The organism is Bacteroides sp. AR29, from assembly GCF_900217715.1.
Lineage (GTDB): Bacteria > Bacteroidota > Bacteroidia > Bacteroidales > Bacteroidaceae > Bacteroides > Bacteroides uniformis.
Genome location: NZ_OBMS01000008.1, coordinates 1 through 17,917, shown reverse-complemented (window position 1 = coordinate 17,917; position 17,917 = coordinate 1). Strand labels below are relative to the sequence as shown.

General features: G+C 43.1%; 14 protein-coding genes. 2 read left to right on the top strand and 12 right to left on the bottom strand.

The genetic code is table 11. The features are described 5' to 3' along the window. Positions 1–6 precede the first annotated feature (6 nt). The 6 genes from CSD97_RS06925 to CSD97_RS06900 form a co-directional block, all read right to left on the bottom strand. On the bottom strand, positions 7–1,065 hold the full coding sequence (locus CSD97_RS06925; RefSeq protein WP_044467752.1) for a protein phosphatase 2C domain-containing protein: 1,059 nt from the start codon (positions 1,063–1,065) through the stop codon (positions 7–9). Between the two features lie 8 nt (positions 1,066–1,073). Continuing rightward, on the bottom strand, positions 1,074–2,816 hold the full coding sequence (locus CSD97_RS06920; RefSeq protein WP_005830088.1) for an FHA domain-containing protein: 1,743 nt from the start codon (positions 2,814–2,816) through the stop codon (positions 1,074–1,076). Positions 2,817–2,832: 16 nt separating this feature from the next. Next, positions 2,833–4,107, bottom strand: coding sequence for an FHA domain-containing serine/threonine-protein kinase (locus CSD97_RS06915; RefSeq protein WP_098032149.1), 1,275 nt, complete (start codon positions 4,105–4,107; stop codon positions 2,833–2,835). 11 nt (positions 4,108–4,118) lie between these two features. Further along, the gene (locus CSD97_RS06910) at positions 4,119–4,943 is read right to left on the bottom strand and encodes a zinc ribbon domain-containing protein (RefSeq protein WP_057097587.1); all 825 of its coding nucleotides are present in this window, start codon (positions 4,941–4,943) and stop codon (positions 4,119–4,121) included. Positions 4,944–5,015: 72 nt separating this feature from the next. Further along, a complete protein-coding gene (locus tag CSD97_RS06905; protein ID WP_005830094.1) occupies positions 5,016–5,786 on the bottom strand; it encodes a BACON domain-containing carbohydrate-binding protein in 771 nt (256 codons plus the stop codon). Beyond that, positions 5,773–7,218, bottom strand: coding sequence for a serine/threonine-protein kinase (locus tag CSD97_RS06900; protein ID WP_057097586.1), 1,446 nt, complete (start codon positions 7,216–7,218; stop codon positions 5,773–5,775). The genes CSD97_RS06905 and CSD97_RS06900 overlap by 14 nt, the downstream gene beginning before the upstream one ends. A gap of 345 nt (positions 7,219–7,563) precedes the next feature. On the opposite strand from CSD97_RS06900, the gene CSD97_RS06895 reads away from it, so the two are divergent. Together CSD97_RS06895 and CSD97_RS06890 are read left to right on the top strand one after the other, a co-directional pair. Continuing rightward, on the top strand, positions 7,564–9,594 hold the full coding sequence (locus tag CSD97_RS06895) for a histidine kinase (protein WP_098032148.1): 2,031 nt from the start codon (positions 7,564–7,566) through the stop codon (positions 9,592–9,594). A gap of 132 nt (positions 9,595–9,726) precedes the next feature. After that, positions 9,727–10,479, top strand: a complete 753-nt coding sequence (locus tag CSD97_RS06890) for a LytTR family DNA-binding domain-containing protein (protein ID WP_005833286.1) — start codon at positions 9,727–9,729, stop codon at positions 10,477–10,479. A gap of 138 nt (positions 10,480–10,617) precedes the next feature. Here CSD97_RS06890 and CSD97_RS06885 read toward each other — a convergent pair whose 3' ends face one another. From CSD97_RS06885 to hemW, 6 genes are all read right to left on the bottom strand, one after another. After that, on the bottom strand, positions 10,618–10,971 hold the full coding sequence (locus CSD97_RS06885) for a hypothetical protein (protein ID WP_005830102.1): 354 nt from the start codon (positions 10,969–10,971) through the stop codon (positions 10,618–10,620). Positions 10,972–11,262: 291 nt separating this feature from the next. Further along, positions 11,263–12,396, bottom strand: coding sequence for a DUF4249 domain-containing protein (locus tag CSD97_RS06880; RefSeq protein WP_005833284.1), 1,134 nt, complete (start codon positions 12,394–12,396; stop codon positions 11,263–11,265). 12 nt (positions 12,397–12,408) lie between these two features. Beyond that, complete coding sequence (locus CSD97_RS06875; RefSeq protein WP_005833282.1) at positions 12,409–15,138, bottom strand: TonB-dependent receptor; 2,730 nt, start codon at positions 15,136–15,138, stop codon at positions 12,409–12,411. A 2-nt stretch (positions 15,139–15,140) separates the two neighbouring features. Beyond that, entirely contained in the window at positions 15,141–15,659 is a 519-nt protein-coding gene (locus CSD97_RS06870) for a DUF4974 domain-containing protein (RefSeq protein WP_005833280.1), read from the bottom strand. 286 nt (positions 15,660–15,945) lie between these two features. Further along, positions 15,946–16,491: an RNA polymerase sigma-70 factor gene (locus CSD97_RS06865; RefSeq protein WP_005833278.1), complete on the bottom strand. Its 546-nt coding sequence runs from the start codon at positions 16,489–16,491 to the stop codon at positions 15,946–15,948. A 20-nt stretch (positions 16,492–16,511) separates the two neighbouring features. Further along, complete coding sequence (gene hemW / locus CSD97_RS06860) at positions 16,512–17,642, bottom strand: radical SAM family heme chaperone HemW (RefSeq protein WP_057255807.1); 1,131 nt, start codon at positions 17,640–17,642, stop codon at positions 16,512–16,514. Positions 17,643–17,917: the final 275 nt, after the last annotated feature.

Sequence of the window (17,917 nt, the reverse complement as noted above, 5' to 3'; positions counted from 1 at the left end):
TAGTAATCAATCTGTTAGGGTAGTGTTAGTAGTGTCTGTCTCTGTAACTAGAACCGTATCTGCCTGATATAGTATCGTTTTCCATTTTGCATATTGCTGTGGATTTCTATATAAATAGAAGCCTGCCGCTAAAGCCAGTACCAGGAGTAACAGAAGAATTTTCCGGATTTTGTGGTGGTTGGGTTTGCTGAACACTGTATTATTCAACTTTACTTTGGGCTCGGTATCCTGTAGCATGATGTGGCATAACACAATCGTAATATTGTCATATCCACCTGCTTCAAGAGCAGCTTCTATCAACCTATCCTTGCATGTCATTAAATCATCCTGGTTCTCTTCTATAATTTGCATTATCTCTTCGTCGTGGCATAAACCACATAACCCATCACTACACAGTAGGAGAGTATCGCCATCCTTTAAATTATAGGAACGGAAATCGGGATTGGAACGATTGGTCGGGTCTCCCAAACAGCGGGTAATGATATTACTGTAAGGATGGTCAAACGCATTTTCAGGATCTAGTTTTCCCTGATCTACTAAATCTTGTACATAGGAATGGTCTTTAGATAAACGGCAAAAACCTGAATTGCCATTGAATACATAACAACGACTGTCGCCACACCAACAGATATAGGCTTTATCGTTCAATATCCAAGCAATGACAATAGTAGTACCCATTCCCTGGGTACTACTATCTTCTTTACTTGCATTGACAATATTTAAATCAGCGGTTTTGACAGTTCTGCTCAGAAATTCTTCAACGGCTTCTTCTGAGGTAACAATGCCTTCCTGCGTAACGATATCTCCTAAATTCTCGGGGGTGAATGCATTTTGCACCGTCTCAATGGCTATGGCAGAAGCAACTTCTCCGGCATTGGTGCCGCCCATTCCGTCGGCCACTACCAATATGCTGCCATACCGTCCTAAAGAAATGGGTTCTATCGATTGGGGGATAATCCACTCTGATTGGCATAAATCACGATTGACAACAAAATTGTCTTCGTTGTTTTTCCTGACTAAACCAACATTGGTACCTGCCGCTAATTTAATGCTTATCTCGGACATGTTTAATTTTAATGTATTAAATTTCTGATTGGTACTAAACGATCCTTACCCTCTATGCTTCCTACCATGAAACCCACTACTTTGTAAGAACCATTTTCTAGAAGGAATGCTGGAGAACCATAATAACCGGGCTCTGCCACACGATTCTGTAATATGGTAGTCTCATATTTTGTGTCGGCTATATTGGTATGGTCATTGAAATGAGCCGGAGTAAGATTATGAATATCAGCATAACCTGCATAGCCCACCATTTGAACTTCTGTACCTCCACTCATGTTGTCTGCGGCGGTAATGTCGTAAGGCAATCCCTCACCATAAACGCCTTTTCCTCTAATGTATGCCCAACTGTTGGCAGCAGGGGTAACAATGCTGACACTGATATATTTCCTACGTGTATAGGTCAATTTTATCCCATGTTCCCTTAGTTGTACCCTGATGGATTTATCTACTTCTATTTCGGTCACTTGTACATCATTTCGTCCGTCTTTGGCAAAATCGCTACTGGTAAATGTCAGAGGCTTTCCAGTTCCTTTGGTACTGTATGCACGGTAATGGATAATGATATTACATCCTGCTCCTTTGTATACAGCCAATAGTTTACGCCATGGGTCTTTCCACTCTGTGTTGGAGTATATCCATGGCTCGACATTCTGCCTGTCTGTTACAAACATTCCGTTTGATAGCATGAAGCCAGTTCCGCAGATTATATCTGAAACTTGTATGCCCGGATCAAACTTTGTTCCATTATATTCGATTTCAATACGGTCGACTTTAATTGTATAGATATAATCATAATAATCTTTCAAATCTCCTGAAGCATTACTGTCTTGTTCATCTGCTATATCAGGGTCTTCATAATATTGGTCTTTGGAGAGTCTGGTGCCTTCTTGTATATTTGCGTTAATGGCATTGCTTGAATTCTCAATGCTTTTAGTGCTTATGCTGTTTGAGAGATTGTCCAAGTCTGATTTGACCTTATAGAAACTTGCATTGACATTCTTTAATTGACTATTAACGTTGTCCAACTGTGTTTTTAAGGCCTCTGCATTACCGTCACTGTTTCGTAATTTGGTCTCTAACTCCCGTTGCTGTGCTTCTAGAGATGCTCTTTCGGTCCCCAGTGAATCCAATTGGTTTTGGTATCCTTTCAGTTGAAGTTCTTGTTCTTCTGTCTTCTGTGCCAACAAATCATTTTTTACACCTAAACTGTAGTTCCAGGCAGCCAATCCTGCCACCGCCAGTACGAAAACAATTCCCATGATTGTTAATGCGGTCTTGTAGGGGCGTAAGGCTTGTTTGCGGAAAAGGCTCATTCTCTCAGTCAATCCAATGCTGGAAGTTAATGCTTGGCGACCTTGTGGAACAATGAATCCCAAGCGTGGTCCGCCAACGGATAATTGTATTTCATCTCCTGTTTGTAAATAGTAGGACCCATTTATAGGATGTCCGTTGACCAATGTCGGATTGGAGTGTGAAAGGTGGATAAGTTTCCAGTTTTCACCGTCGCGTACAATTGCAGCATGTTTGCGGCTAACTGTTTCGAAACTTTCATCAAAGCGTACTTGGCAGGAAGCGTCTCTACCTAATTCTACTTGGTCGACAATGATTTTTTGGGATTCTCCCGCTTGATGATACTTTGAAGAGGTCTTGTGCTCCAAAATAAAGTAAGTTCTACCGGAAGCACCCATTAATGCCCCCATACCAGCCCCTACTGAGCCGGCTAAGGTACGTTTGTAATTTTGTGTATCCATACTACTTGATATATAATTAATAGTTTTCAAATCTCATTTTTACATCCCCAATGGAGATGATATCTCCAATTTTCAGTATATGCCCTTGTTTGGTGACTTGGGTGGAATTGACATAAGTCCCATTACTGGACTCCTGCCACAACTTTAACTCCTTCTGCCATTGCCCGTCCCGAATAATCCATTTATCAGTGGCGGGATTTGTTTCTATTGTGCAATGATGGCGTGATATATAGGCACTTTGCTGTTCTGTTATATGTAGCAGATTGTCGCGTTCTCTCCCGATAGTAAGGATTCTATTGCCATATTTTATAAGTTCACTTAATTGATATATTTTTCCGTACTCTTCACCTTGCATAATACGTATACAGAAACCATTGACTGTTTGTGGTGGACAATATCCTCTTTCCATAGGGACTTGGCTTATTGCTGGCAGGTGTTCCAATACCTCTTGCACAGACTGGAAACGTTTTTTGAAATCTGGATTAAGACATCCTGCAAAGAGTTGCTGCCACTGCTCTCTATGTTTCAACTGTGTCAATTTCTGCCGGTTCCAATCTCCATTTTTCCCACGTTTCTGGTATAGTGCCAATTCATTATGACTGCTCAATTCGCCAAAGGGCAAACTGCCAGTTAATAATTGAAAGGCTAATACTCCAAAAGAAAAAATGTCCGTAGTGGGTAGGACAGTGGCCTCACCTCGCATGCGGTTCACTTGTTCTGGCGGCATATATGCATAAGTCCCGAAGATTTGGTTGGGTTTACCAAAAATATTGCGTTCAGTCATACGTTTGTTTCTATCCCCTGCTATACCGAAATCTGTCAACGCAGCAATTCCGTTACTCTTGAAAAGGACATTCTCCGGCTTTAGGTCACGGTGAACCTTGCCTCTGGTATGCAAAGCATGTAAACCTATTAGAATTTGTTGGCAAATTAGAGGAATCTTACTGCTTCCAGAACCTAAATAAGGTGTTAAATCTCCTCCGGAACAGTATTCCATTACAATATAAGGGTTACCTCCAACTGTACCGTAGTCCAATGAACGCACTAAATAGTCACAATCAATTTGCCCAGTTTTGAATTCCATCTCGAAACGTTTCATTAATGGTTTACGTATTTCAGGAGGAACTTCCCATAATCTCAGTAGTTTAAGCGCATAATCTTTGCTTGCGCTGTCCGTAACCCGATATACTTTACCGAATGAACCTTCGCCTAATGTTTGGGAAACCCTATAACGGTTATTGATATATTCCCCTACATTATAATCACATCTGTCGACAGTCCGGTTATTCACAAGAGTTATATTTAGTCACATTCAAACTTGAATCTTCGGTCGCCTAGTACAATGATATCATCCGGTATGATTTCTATTTTTCTGTTTACCTGGATATAGGTCGTTTGGAGCATACTTCGGTCAAGCAGATACCAATGACCATCATCGAAAACTATTTCAGCTTGTTCCTTTGAGGTGATTGTACGATTAGACATTTCTGTATTTTCCCGGTTCAAGATGATGGAGTTCCCTTCATATTCAAATCTTTTCGGAAGAATGTTCTCTTCTTCTTCCGGTATAATTGTTAATGAACAGTGAGGTTTGGTTTCCGGTTCTGTCTCTGTGATGTTCTTTATTTGTCGGCGTATGGTTGGCCGATGTACGCGGACACCGCAGTTCGGGCAAAAAGAGCAGGTTATTGCTATCTTACTTCCACATTCATGACAGAGCATTTTCTCTTCAGAAACGGAAGGTACTTCCTCTTCTACTCTTATTGTTTTGTATTCATTGTTTGTTGATGTGTTTGCTCTTTTCAATGGAGTTCCGCAGCAAGGGCAACTTGTGAAATCTCCTACTACCGGGTAATTGCAATTGGGACATTCTATAATTGGCTGTACAACAGTAGAATGATTCTCTTCTTCATTTGTTGTGGAAAACACCACAGTTTTTCTGCATTTTTCTTCATTAGAGCTGACATTCAATACTGTCGGTTTGGGTATAGCTTCTCCATGACCTTCTTTTGAAATAAAAATGTCCTGACTGTTGGCATAATTCTCCGGCATTCGCAAAGGTTGCCCGCATTTCAGGCATACTGTTGTGTTGGAATGGTTGTCCCAACCGCAATTCATACATCTCATAAGATTTTACTTTAATAATGGAATTACTTTGTATAAATCAGAGTTTCTCACCATTGTCGGTTTACCATGAATTTAGAATAGACCTCCCTTTTTCTGGGAGAGAATAATTGAAGATATTTTTCCTCCTTTGCTTTTAACTATGAGAGTTCCTTCTCTGGCCTTCTTGGTTTTTCCCACTTTTAGAATGAGTTTGCCACGGTCTTTTGCTATAGCTTCACACCATTCAGGAATATCTGCAACTTCCCATTCGGCATTGGAGTCTACTTGCAGTTCCTTAATTTCTCCTTTGGAGCCGAATTCCAATTTATCTAATGCGATATTAATGAATTCTTCTTGGCCACCTTGGGTAACACTGACCGTAGCTTTCATCTTTTCATTACTGATTGTAATGGTGGCTTTACGTTCGGTAGTCAGCCAATTGGTCTGGCAGCTTATGGAGAGTTTCTTCTCACCGGGAGTCACTTGACACCAGTCTGCATCTGATATTGCAGTCCATTGTTCTGGAAGACTTTCTATTTTTATACTTTCTGCAGTCTTTGTCTCACACCCAAATTCCAGGCTTTTTCTGTCTATGGTAAGTCTGGTGATTTCGGCAGGAGGCGCTGGCTTGGGAGCGGGATTTATTTTTTCCTCACACTCTTTGATTTTATTTTTGCATGCTTGCTCCAGATTGCTGTCGCATTTCATGGCTGCTTTAAAACTTTTAATAGCGTCTCTGTATCTTCCTCTTTTCATGTATGTCTCTCCCTTTTGATAGATGGAGGCGCATTGCCCCCATATACTTATTGGCATAGAGAGAGCGAACGCTAAAACAATCAGTCTGATAAGTTTATTCATTTTCATTGTTGTCTATGTTTATATATGGTTCTATTTTTTTTGCACGGTCTTCAAAAGCCTGGGCTGCTACGGCTTGGTCAAGGTCTTTCATGATATTTGCCTTTTCTTTAAAAACATGATAGGCAGAATCCAGTATGGCCTCTACTTGCTGTTTCAGTTCTGTTGCATTTAAGTATATTTTCGCGGAGATGGAATCTTTGTAGTAATTTATTTGGCGGTATTTGCCAATGGCATTTATGTAAAAATCCTCAAATACGGAATCATTGTTTTGCTTTAAAGTGTCAATGTCAAATCGGAAAACATCTCCTTGTATTTTAGAGTTTTCGCCTTCTTGAATGATTGACAGACACATTTTGTCGTAATCAATCGTTGGAGTCGGTTCCGGTATGGATTCCACTACTGGTTCTTTGCCGCTTATTAGCGAAAAGATGATGACAATTGTTGCGAATATAGCTGTGATTGCTGCTACGACTATAACTTTTTTGCGTTTCCCTTTGTCTTGATAGGGTGACATCTTATTTATGTCAGAAGAGTGTGCGCTAATGGAATCCTCATGGGTTTTGTCCTCTTCCTCTTGCAAAGTATCATGGCTGTTGTTTGACAGACTAAAGGGGACGGGACTTCCATTGATATGTTGGGAAGTGTAGTCTGCAATTTGTCTGGCTGTGGGTCTGTCCCATGGATTTAAGGCAAGGCACTTGTAAATGATATCCTTTAATTCTTGAGAAAAGTCTTCGTTGATAAGTGGAATGTCTGCACCGTTTTTTTGCAATACGCCTCCATGATCGCCATAGGGCGGCATACCGGTTAGAAGCTCATACATTGTTGCTCCCAATGACCAAATGTCACTAGCCATAATAGGGGCGGGAGATGGACCAAAACGTTCTGGTCCCATATAGGCCAAAGTTCCTCCACTGGATTCTTGGCCTTGGTTCCTGCGTAATGTACTTCTAATCCGTGCGCTGATTCCGAAATCCGTAATCATATACCTATTCTCATCATTAATCAGAATATTATCGGGTTTTATATCCTGATGGATAACCGGGGGAGTTTTTGCATGAAGATAAGCCAGTCCCTCTGCAACATCATGGAGCAAATGCCAGCTTTCCGTTTCTGTTATCCGGTTGTTGTCAGTAAGGTATTGGAAGGCCGAACCGTTTTTGCAAAAAGGCAAAATCAGGTATGGCATCCGTTCCCAGCAGTCATAATAAGTAGGATGCAGTAAATTGGTATGATTCATATCAAATACGAGGGAGAACTCTTGTGTGAAAAGGGATATCCCCGCATCGTCAAGCCCCATCCCTGGAGCATATATTTTTATGGCGACCTTAACATCCGTAAGTTTGTCTTGTGCCAGCCAAACTTCAGAAAATCCTCCTCTTCCTAGTTGTTTGAGTAGCTCGTATCTATCTGCTATGATTTGTCCACTGTCTAACATAGAACTTATAAATTATGTAAAAGAACTGTTTTCTTTTGGAAATAGCCTTTCTTTGTGTGATTGTATTATTTTGTTTGATTGAGTATATTCGCAATTCTTTATCCACAAAGTAATTAATAAAAATGTAAATAAGAAAATGAGAAAAAGTTTGAAATGTACTAAAATGTTGTTTCAATGGTTTATGTAGCTAAATATTGTACTATGATGTGATTTTTTGTTTCGTTTTAATAAAGCGGTAGCGTATGCTCTTTTGTGGTTGAGAAATACACCTTATGCTTGACGGTATTTCGCAAAAATATTTTAAGTTTGCAGATGTATTGAATAAATAATCTAATTACGAGAAACATGGGAGAGAGGATGGATAAGCGAATTCGATTTTATATTTATTGGATATTAGGGTTTGTGTTTCTAGGAGCTTGTGCGCCCGGAGATAAAGAGGACGTATACACAGAAATGAGAGCTTTTGAGGATTTTTCCCATATAAATGGAGATTCTGTGGCCATTGTGCCCCGAAAGGTAAGGTTGAAGGCTTTTCAAAAGATGGAAGAGGCAAAGGATAGCTTGGTCAAGTATAATTATCTGGCAATGACACTGAAAACATATTTGATTACTTCACAGCTTGATTCGGCACAAATCGTAATCCAGCAGATACATGACTTTATAGAAAGGCAGCATAGTTCTTCTCAAATGGCAGATTTGGAGTCTGAATGTTTCAATATGAAGGGAAATATCTTTGCACGTGTTGGGAATATGGATTCTGCTGAAATTTGTTTCCGGAAGGCTTATGAATTACGGATGAGAGGGACTAGGATTGAAGTGGTGCCGGATATTTTGATGAATCTTGCAGATGCGAATAACCGTTTAGGAAAATTGGATATAGGGGCAGCTTGGTATAGGAGAGCTTTGTTGATGTGCGACTCTTTGCATATAGCTTCTACCAAGAAACCTCCCATTTATTATGGTTTGGCACAAGTATATGTTACCATGCGTGATTTTGAACAGTGTGATTACTATTATAATCTAGCAGGAGAAAGCTATGACAGTATGCTACCTTATGAAAAATATATTTATTTGAATAATAGAGGGACTTCTTACTATTATAGGGAGGATTACCAGACAGCGATAAAATATTTCCAAAAGGTTATTGATTTAGTCGAAGGATATGCTGATATGAGTTTTGAACTTAATCTGGGGAGGTTGAATTTAGGAGACTGTTATCTTCAACTGAATAAGGTTGATTTGGCTGTTAAATATATAAATGAATGCCAACTTTTTTTTGAGGGAATGGGGGTGAGTACTGCACTATATTATATCGATACGCAGAAAATAGAATTGGCTCTGCTTCAGAAAGACTTTCAAGAGGCACGTCGTTTATTGTCCGAGAGTGTAGTCCCTCCGGGCATCGACCCTGATATGGTACATATCCGTAATAAATACCTTCAGCAGTTTTACGAGGAAACCGGCAACTACAAGAGGGCTTATCACTATCTGCAGAGGAACAACCAGCTTGATGATTCTATCAGGAATGAGCGTGTCCGGATGCGTACGGCAGACTTGACTTTGCGTTATCAGCAGGATTCTACCTTGATAGCACATCGGGTTTTGCTTCAGGAGCAGAAAAACAAGGTGCTGGTGCTGAGGCAGACACAGTTTGTCGTGTTTGCTGTAGCTGTTGTATCTATATTGACGGCGGTTTTCCTTTATCTGTACAGCAAAAAGAAACGTGCTTTGTTGCTTGCACGGAATCATCGCACAGTCTCTACACTTCGTCTGGAGAATATCCGTAACCGCTTGTCCCCTCATTTTATCTTCAATGTGCTGAACCGGGAGATGGTGGAGCGGAATGTGGAAGAAAAGCAAGAGCTTTCGTCGCTGGTAAAACTGATGCGTCGCAATCTGGAATTGGTGGAACAACTGTGTGTAACCTTGGCAGAGGAGCTGGATTTTGTGAAAACATATATTAATCTGGAACGCCGTTCTTTAGGTCCGGATTTTCATTCGGAACTGAAGATAGAAAAGGATGTGCAGCCGGAGCAAATAAGGATTCTGTCTATGATGATTCAAATTCCGGTTGAAAATGCAGTGAAGCATGCGTTGCGCGAGAAGGAAGGTGAACGTAATCTTTGGGTTTCGGTCTGCCGCCGGGGAAATGGTATCTGTATAAAGATAACGGATAATGGTGGCGGTTATCGTCCGGACAGTCGGAACCGGGGCACGGGGACGGGAATGAAAGTCATTATGCAGACCATTCGGATTCTCAACAATAAGAACAAGGAGGCCATTGATGTTTTGGTGCACAATGTCTCTCTACAGAGTGGTGAGATGGGCTGTGAGGTGACTTTCTGGCTGCCTGACAACTACGATTACAGAATTTAAAAGAACCGTTTAATCTTATTTTTTGCAAGGATAGGCATATTTACAGACAAATAGTCCGTAAATGACCTTCTATTGCTTTGTATGGGAGTAGGATTATGTATATATTCGCGAGAAGAAAAACATAAAAGGAACATGGATAAATATAAGGTTGCAATAGTTGACGACGATGAGGTGGCTCTTGAGAATCTGAGTTTTGAATTGGGAAAGGATGCACGCTTCTTTTTGAAAGGAACTGCCCGTAATGGTAAACAAGGGAAAAAACTCATTGCCAAGGTACAGCCGGATTTGTTGTTCTTGGATGTGGAACTGCCGGACATGACTGGAATGGAATTACTGCAGGAAATACGTGACAGTGTTTCGTGGAATATGCGGATTGTTTTCTATACGGCTTATGATAAGTACATGATTCAGGCTATCCGGGAGGCTGCGTTCGACTATCTGCTGAAACCTTTTGAAGAGCAGGAGTTGCGGGATATTCTTGCGCGTTTTGTAGAGCAGGCAGAGGCTGGGCAGAGAATGTCATATCCCATTGGTGCACCGTTGCATACCGGACAGACATTTATCGTATTTACGCCAACTAATGATATGCGTGCGTTGCGTCCGGCTGAAATCGGCTTTTTTCGCTATTGTTCCGAGCGTAAACAATGGGAGGTGATACTAAACAACCAGCCGCCGTTGGTGTTGCGTCGCGGAATGACTGCTGAGCAGATTACTCAATATTCATCCAGTTTCGTGCAGATACATCAATCGTATATTATCAATATTGATTATCTGATGATTATAAAGGATAGCAAATGCATGCTTTATCCACCATTTGACAAAGTGACGGAACTGCTGGTTTCCAGAAAGTATAAGAAAGAGCTGCAAGACAGATTCTGCTTGTAAAGTGATAAGAATTATTTGGTTAGGGAGTTGACGCCGCAGGTTTTGGTGGCGTTGACGTAAAGAAAAGGCATTGAACCTCTAAAGTCCAATGCCTTTTTATTTATCAAATACTATTTTCGTATTTATCAGAAGCGAAGTTTATTTCACTTCGATACCTTTGTTCTGCAGTGTGACGTTCAATACTCTGGCATAATCAGCATACTGCTTTTCATTCAGAGTCTTTTTCATCAACTTCAGATTACCATAAACTGCATTACGGAGTAACTTCTCCTGATTCTTCTTGGAATTTGTAGCGCGTTCCATCTGTTCTGTAAAATATTCGCAGATGTTTGCCACTTCTTCATGCTGGTTGGAATCCAGATTCAAATACTTGCTCAACTTTGTTATGTTGATGTTACCTTCCCATTTTGCAGTTGTAGGTTGGTTTCCTGCTGCAAATGTTGTAGCAGTCAGGCAGACTGCTGCCACTAATGTTAATCCTAAACGTTTCATAATACCTACTTTTTAATTGTTATTCCTAAAAACTAATCTCAATCTAATACCTATTGAAAACTCTCTAAGCGCTTAGCTTTTTCTTTTTACCTATGCAAATATAGGTATATGTTTTATAACACAAAAATGAATACGTAAAAAAGTGTAGTTTATACCTTCATTTCTTGACTTAAATCAATTTTGTAGTGTGAAAATGCTTTATTTGGATGCTTTTTGTAATACGAATGTAATGTAGGTTAAATGAAATTCAGTTTATTGTAATGGATAAAAGGATTTTTATTAGTCAAAATGTTATTGCCAAACAGTTTCGGGCAATTCTATGATTACTCTGCTTTCAGAGCAGACTCCCACAAAGCCTAATCCACCTATGACGTTGCAAGGCAGACTGATAGGTTCCATTAAAGTATTGTCGTAATCCCCATCATCCAGGCAGTTTAAGGCTTTCAGGTAGCGGTATTCGGCTTCAGTGATACTAAGCAGCCGTACGGTGATGGTTTGTTTGCGGGATATATGGTCGTAGTAGTGTCCCTCTACCGGATAATATTCTTGGTAGAGAGGGGTATATACTTTTAATGTGGCATACGAATCACGGAAAGTGTTATCATTGAATATGTTGTATTTGTTATTTATGGTGGGAAACAATTCATTTTCTTCATCATCATAGTTGCCAGGGTGGCCGTCAGTCAGTATAACATCTTCCCGGTTGATGATTTCGTTCTGTCGGGGAGCAAGGATGGTAGTGTCTCTGGGTATGGAGGCCCAATGCCAAGAGCCGTCCTCGTCTTCCACTTTGATGAGGCTGCCGTTTTCATCTTCCAGGTATTCTTTCCATTTGCAATAGTAACTACGGTCATTCCAAATGTCCAGCCGGTAGTAGTTCTTCTCGTTGGGGCGGTCTTGCAATGTAATTTTGTATTGGCGGTAAAGGGTTTGTCCGCTGTACTCGCGCAGGTAGGCCAAGCAAGTGTCCACGTGCAGGCTCTCTATCGGTTGCGGCACGGTGACTTCGGCACTGGCATGGTATTTTCCGTTTTCGGCAGTGGCTTCTAGGCGTATGTTGTCGCCGGGATGCAAAGGGGTGTTGAGGCGAAACAGCTTATACAAGATAGCATCGTATACAAAGATGGCGTCTTCCGGATAATTTTCCGGTGGACCGAAGATTTCCTCCGGTGTCAGTGCTTGAGGAGTTTCAGCAATGCGGTTATTGATAAACAAGGTCAGTGTAGCTTCGTTCAAACGTACTATGCTGCTGCCCTTGCTCAAGTGCAGAAAGACTTCATTAACGTCTTTTCCTGCATCCAGTTGGGCATTCATGATGAGTAGCGGTTGTTGGTTGTCTGGATTGTAAGGAATTTCATTTTCACATGATGCCAACAAGACAATAGCTACTATATATAATAGGTGTAATTTCATTTGGATCTTCATATGCTGATGTGTTTAAAATCTGTAAGTATAGGTAACTGAAGGGATGCAGGGCAGGATGGTCAGTTTTTTGATACTGATTTTCCCTTCCTCTTTATGTTCTATGAATCCTCCATTACCATCCGGTTGGTATAGATAACTGCTTTTCTTGTATTTGCTGTAAACGATGTTCGGATTCATGGCATTGTATGCATTGTAGATACTGATATTCCAGGTGCGTATGCCATGTTTGGTTTTTTTGTTGAAGTTAACACCTAGGTTCAAACGATGGCTGGCAGGCAGGCGATAGTTGTTGCGTCTGGAGATGTAGCCGGTCTCTTCGATGACTCCATCGGGGCTGACGATAATAGTAGCCTTTTCGGGGATAGTGATACATCCACCGGTATTGAATATCCAGGAAGCTCCTGCATCAATGCGGTCACTGAACTTATGGCTGAGATTGAGGCTGATGCTGTGGCGGCGGTCATATTTGTAGGGGAACCATCGGCCTTGGTTGATGGTACCGTTCTTAAAACGGTGATCGGTCTTGGATAGGGTATATGCCAGCCAGCCGGTAGTCTTGCCCAATGTTTTCTGTACCATCAGTTCCAGACCGAAGGAGCGGCCTTCGCCCATTTCCACTTTTTCTTCCCAGTTGGTAGAGGTGCCGAAGAAGGATACACCGTCTTGATATTCAAGTATGTGTTTCATCTGTTTATAATATCCCTCGACGGAGAACTCCCAACCCGGCAGTCCGGAATAGTAGCCTCCTATGGAGAACTGGTTGGCATACATCGGACTGATGTCTTTGGTAATGGGTACCCAGAGGTCGGTAGGCATAGACAGCGGAGTAGAGGACAGCAGATGCACATACTGTGCCATGCACGTATAGGATGCTTTGGCAGAATATCCTTGTCCGAGGTCATAGCGGGCGGAAAGGCGGGGCTGCAGCGAATAGTAGCTTTTCCCTTGTGTGTGGAACAGCGATGTGCGTACACCTGCATTCAGACTGAACCTGGCGTTTACATTGAAATTGTCTTCGGCGTAAAGGGAGATTTCTTGTCCGCGCATGGCATGGCTGTTGCTGGTATTGTAAACCGTATCTTCCTGGAGGGCGCCATTATCTATATCTTGTATTTTCGAGGTAGCTATTCCCGGACGGAACGTATGGTGGATGTACTCTGCACCGAACTTGATGTGGTGCTGCGGCATGGGGGTGTAGTCAAAGTCCATACGCGCACTCCAGTCACGGATACCGGAGTTGAACTTGGAGGAGTAATAGTATCTGTCTTGTACTTTATTGGCGACAGTATAGGTATCTTCCATGTTTCCGTCCAGCCCCATCTCATATTTGTTGTATGAGACGGTGGTGTTGCAAAACAGCTTGCTGTTGAATACATAGTTCCAGCGGCCGTAGGCGATGGTGTTTCCCCAATTCAGATGGCTGTTGTCCTTGGAATAATTCTTAATGCTGTTGTCGTAATTGTCACCGTGGTAGTAACTGTCATAATGATAGTGGTCTTTCCCCTTGTAGAAACTGAGGAAGATGCGGCTACGGTCGCTGAACTTATGGTTGACCTTTGCATTGACGTCGTAAAAATAGTAGTTGTATTTGTCGGAATAGGTGTCGTCTTTGTCTACAATGAGATTTTTGAAGAATAGGGTGGGGATGGCTCGTGCGCTGAAACTGAAGGAGGTCCGTTCTTTCCAGATAGGGCCTTCGATATGCAGTTTGTCCGTCAGCAGGCCTATGCTGAATGCGCCGTGGTATTTATGCATGTCCCCGTCGTTGGTCCGTACATCTACTATAGACGAAAGACGCCCGCCGTAGCGGGCAGGAAAAGAACTTTTGAAGAGTGTGGTGTTCTTTACCGCTTCGGGCGTAAAGATGGAGAATACTCCCAGCAGGTGGTCTGCGTTGTAAACAGGAATTCCGTCCAGCATAACCAGGTTTTGGTCGGGACCTCCCCCTCGCACATACATGCCTGCAAAACCTTCCATACCGGCTTGCACACCCGGCATCAGCTGAATGGTCTTCAGCAGGTCGGCTTCTCCCAATATGGACGGGGTATGCCTGATTTGTGTCATCGGTATCTCATGCGCTCCCATGGCTGTGCTTTCTATGCCGGCCTCCCGCTTGTCCGAGAGCACCACGACCTCTGCCAGCTGGTTATTGCTGTCCAGCCTGACGTTGAGTAAGGTGTCTTTCGTCAGTTCGAACCGGCTATGCCGGCTTTCGTAGCCCAGGTAGGAGAAAACCAGTTCCGTTTCCCCTTCCGGCAGGGTGAGGGAATAGAAACCGAAAGGATTGGTGGCAGTACCTGTGGAACGACGACTCTCAAGGATATTGGCACCAATCAGCGTCTCGGAAGACGCTCCGTCGGTCACGTATCCGCTGATGGTGAACTTACGGCTAACGGGTTTCTGCGGCACGGGCCGCTTATGGAGTAGAATGTGCTTTCCGGATATTTCGAACGTGATGGGTTCGTTTTCAAAGGCACGTTGCAATATCTCACTGATGTTCTTTTGTTTCATCTCCAGTGTGATGCGGTGCGTGAGCTTTACTTCTTCCCCATAGATGAAGGAGAATCCGGTTGCATTTTCCAGTTGCTTCACGAAACTCTCTAAAGTTGCGTTACGGATATTCAGGTTTATACGTGTTTCCTTGTTTTGTGCCTGTGCATGGAGTGAGGCGCTTAAAAGAACCACACACATCAGAAGTACGGTTCTGATGCGGTGGTGCGAACAGATAGTAGAGCTGGTCATTGTCAGTTAAGTTTAGTAGTAAGGATAATAGTGTTGTTTTCTTTTTTATAGGTAAAGTTGCCGGCGTCCTTCAGTAGGTCGAGGATTTCTGTAAGACTCTCCCCTTCGCGGAAGGTAGCTGTCATATGATAGTTCTTCAGGCTGTCTCCTTCGATACGTATATCGGTACGGAACGTTTCGGAAAGTTGACGGACGATTTCCTGCAAGGGTTGCTGATCGAATGTCAGTACGCTATGAATTACTTGGGTTTCCTCGGTAGTATGTATGGCTTCTGTGGGAATGGCTTCCCGTGGTGGTGCTACGTATAAGAACTGATAGGCTGCCCAGCTCGTTACACAGAGCAGGACTACGGCTGCGGCACTGGCTGTACGCATCCAGAACCGCTTCATGCTGCGGCGCTTTAGCAAACGGCTTTCCAGCAGCCTCCAGCTGTTCTCTGCCGTAAAGCGTCCTCGTGGGGAACGGGTAGAAGCAACCAGTTTGTTCAGTACCTTGTCGAAATTCTCGTTATTCACTTTCATTTTTGGCAATTTATTAAGAGCCTATGACTCCTTTTCTGCATGTAAAGACAGCTCCTTTTCAGGAATTCCCTATGCCTATATCCTGAAATAATGTTAATCTAAAGCTCTTTGTCCGTGAAAGTCCGTCCTGCCTACGTATGACTTCCTTGTTTCTCTGTTTCAATCAATAGGGAAGGTGTGCTCGAGATGTGCATCTCATGTTGTGCGAGATGTGTATCTCATGCAGCTCGAGATGTACATCTCATACATGCATACGCGGCTTCTTGCAAGGAAGATGAAGCAGAGTTCACTCCGTCAGCAATGCTTCCTTGAGTCTTGTGAGTGCTTTTTGCAGTTGCGCGTCTACTGTCTTTGTGCTGATGTTCAGCTCCTCCGCCACTTGTGCATAGCTTTGTTTCTCTTCGCGCAGGCGGATGAATACTTCACGGCAACGCTCCGGCAGGCGGTCGAGCGCCTTGACATATCGGGCAAACAGTTCTTCGCTGATAAGAGTGTCTTCGGGGGAATCGGCCTGGCCGGAAACTTCGGGAAGCTGTTCGGACGAGAGTGTAGGGTGCCGGTTCTCTTTTTCCAGGTAATTGAGGGAGGCATTTTTGGTAAGGATAAAGCAGTAATCCTCTATGTTGTTCACTTCCGGCAACAGGGCGCGTTGTTCCCAAAGCTTCATGAAGACGTCGAGCACAATTTCTTGCGCCCATTCTTCGTGCTTCACGAAATAGCAGGCAATACGGAACAAGCGGTCGTAGCACAGATTGTAGAAACTGTGAAAAGCCCGTTCCGAGTCTTCTTCCTTCATTTGGCGCAAGTAGCGTCTGACTTCTTGTTCGGTCATGCAGTCTCCCGGTTTTGCTGTTAATCAATGAACATCAGGTCGCTTATTATGCCGTCCGAAACAAAGATACCTTCCCGGGTCAGGCGCAGGCGGTCTGCCTGCATCTCCAGTTTGTGGCTTTGGAGGTAGGGGGCTGCCATTTTCGTGCAATATTGGCACAACTCTGTGCCGAAGGCTTCTTCCGTATATGTCAGGGAGATTCCCCACATGGTACGCAGGGAAGTCATAATGTATTCATTGTAACGGGTCACTTTATCCAGAATTTCTGTTTCGGAGGAACGGTGTCCCTCTTCAATGGACTTTATGTATCCTTCCAGAGAAGCTGTGTTCCATTCCCTTGTCTCCGCATTGAAGGAGTGGGCTGAAGGGCCGCAGCCCAAATACGGAATGCCTTTCCAGTAAGCAGTGTTGTGGCGTGAGTACATGCCGGGCTTGCAGAAGTTGGATATTTCGTAATGCTCATACCCCGCGGCTCCCAGGGTGTCCATGAGCGCCGAGAAGAAGCGCACGCTACTCTCTTCATCCACTTCGCTGATACGATGGCTCTGCAGCATTTCGTAGATGCGGGTACCTTTTTCGTAAGTCAGATGATAAGCGGAGATATGCTCCACATCAAGGCCGACGGCTTGTTGCAGGTCGCGTTCCCACCGTTGGTCTGTTTCATCCGGTAGTCCATAGATGAGGTCGATGCTGATATTCCGGAAGCCGGCTTGGCGGAGGCGGTGTATGGCTGCGATGGCTTGCGCGGCATTGTGCCGGCGGTTCAACAGTTTCAGGGTGGGGGCGTCGAATGTCTGTATCCCCATGCTTATGCGGTTGAAGGGGAGGGTGCGCAGCATGGACACATATTCTTCCGTCAGGTCGTCGGGATTGGCCTCGAGGGTAATTTCTTCGGCATGTTCTGTTCCATACACCTCTTTGATAGTCCGGAATATCTGCTCGAAATCTTCGTGAGCGAGCTGTGAGGGAGTTCCTCCGCCAAAGTAGATGGTCTCTATCGGTTCTTCCTTCAGATAACCCTTGCGGGTTTTCAGTTCAGTGCACAAGGCACGGATGTACTGCTGCTTCAATTCGCTGCGAGTGGTGGAATAGAAATCGCAATAGATACAGCGTGTCTTGCAAAAAGGTATATGAATATAGATGCCTGCCATGGTATGCTTATGGATATTTGTTGCAAAAATAGTCTTTTGGCAGGAGAATATATCGGTTTTCGGGACATTTAATGTAATATGGAAGTAGTCAGTGTCTTGGTGGATATTCTCAGTTTTGTCTGTAATCCGGAAAAATAGAACATTTTTTGAGTCGTATGGAAATTCATTATTCCGAATAAACTCCTTCTATGTTGTATTCCAAATAACTGAATACTTTTTTATTTGTTATTAACTTTATAAATCAATTTGTTACATGATTTTTTCCCAAAAGGAGA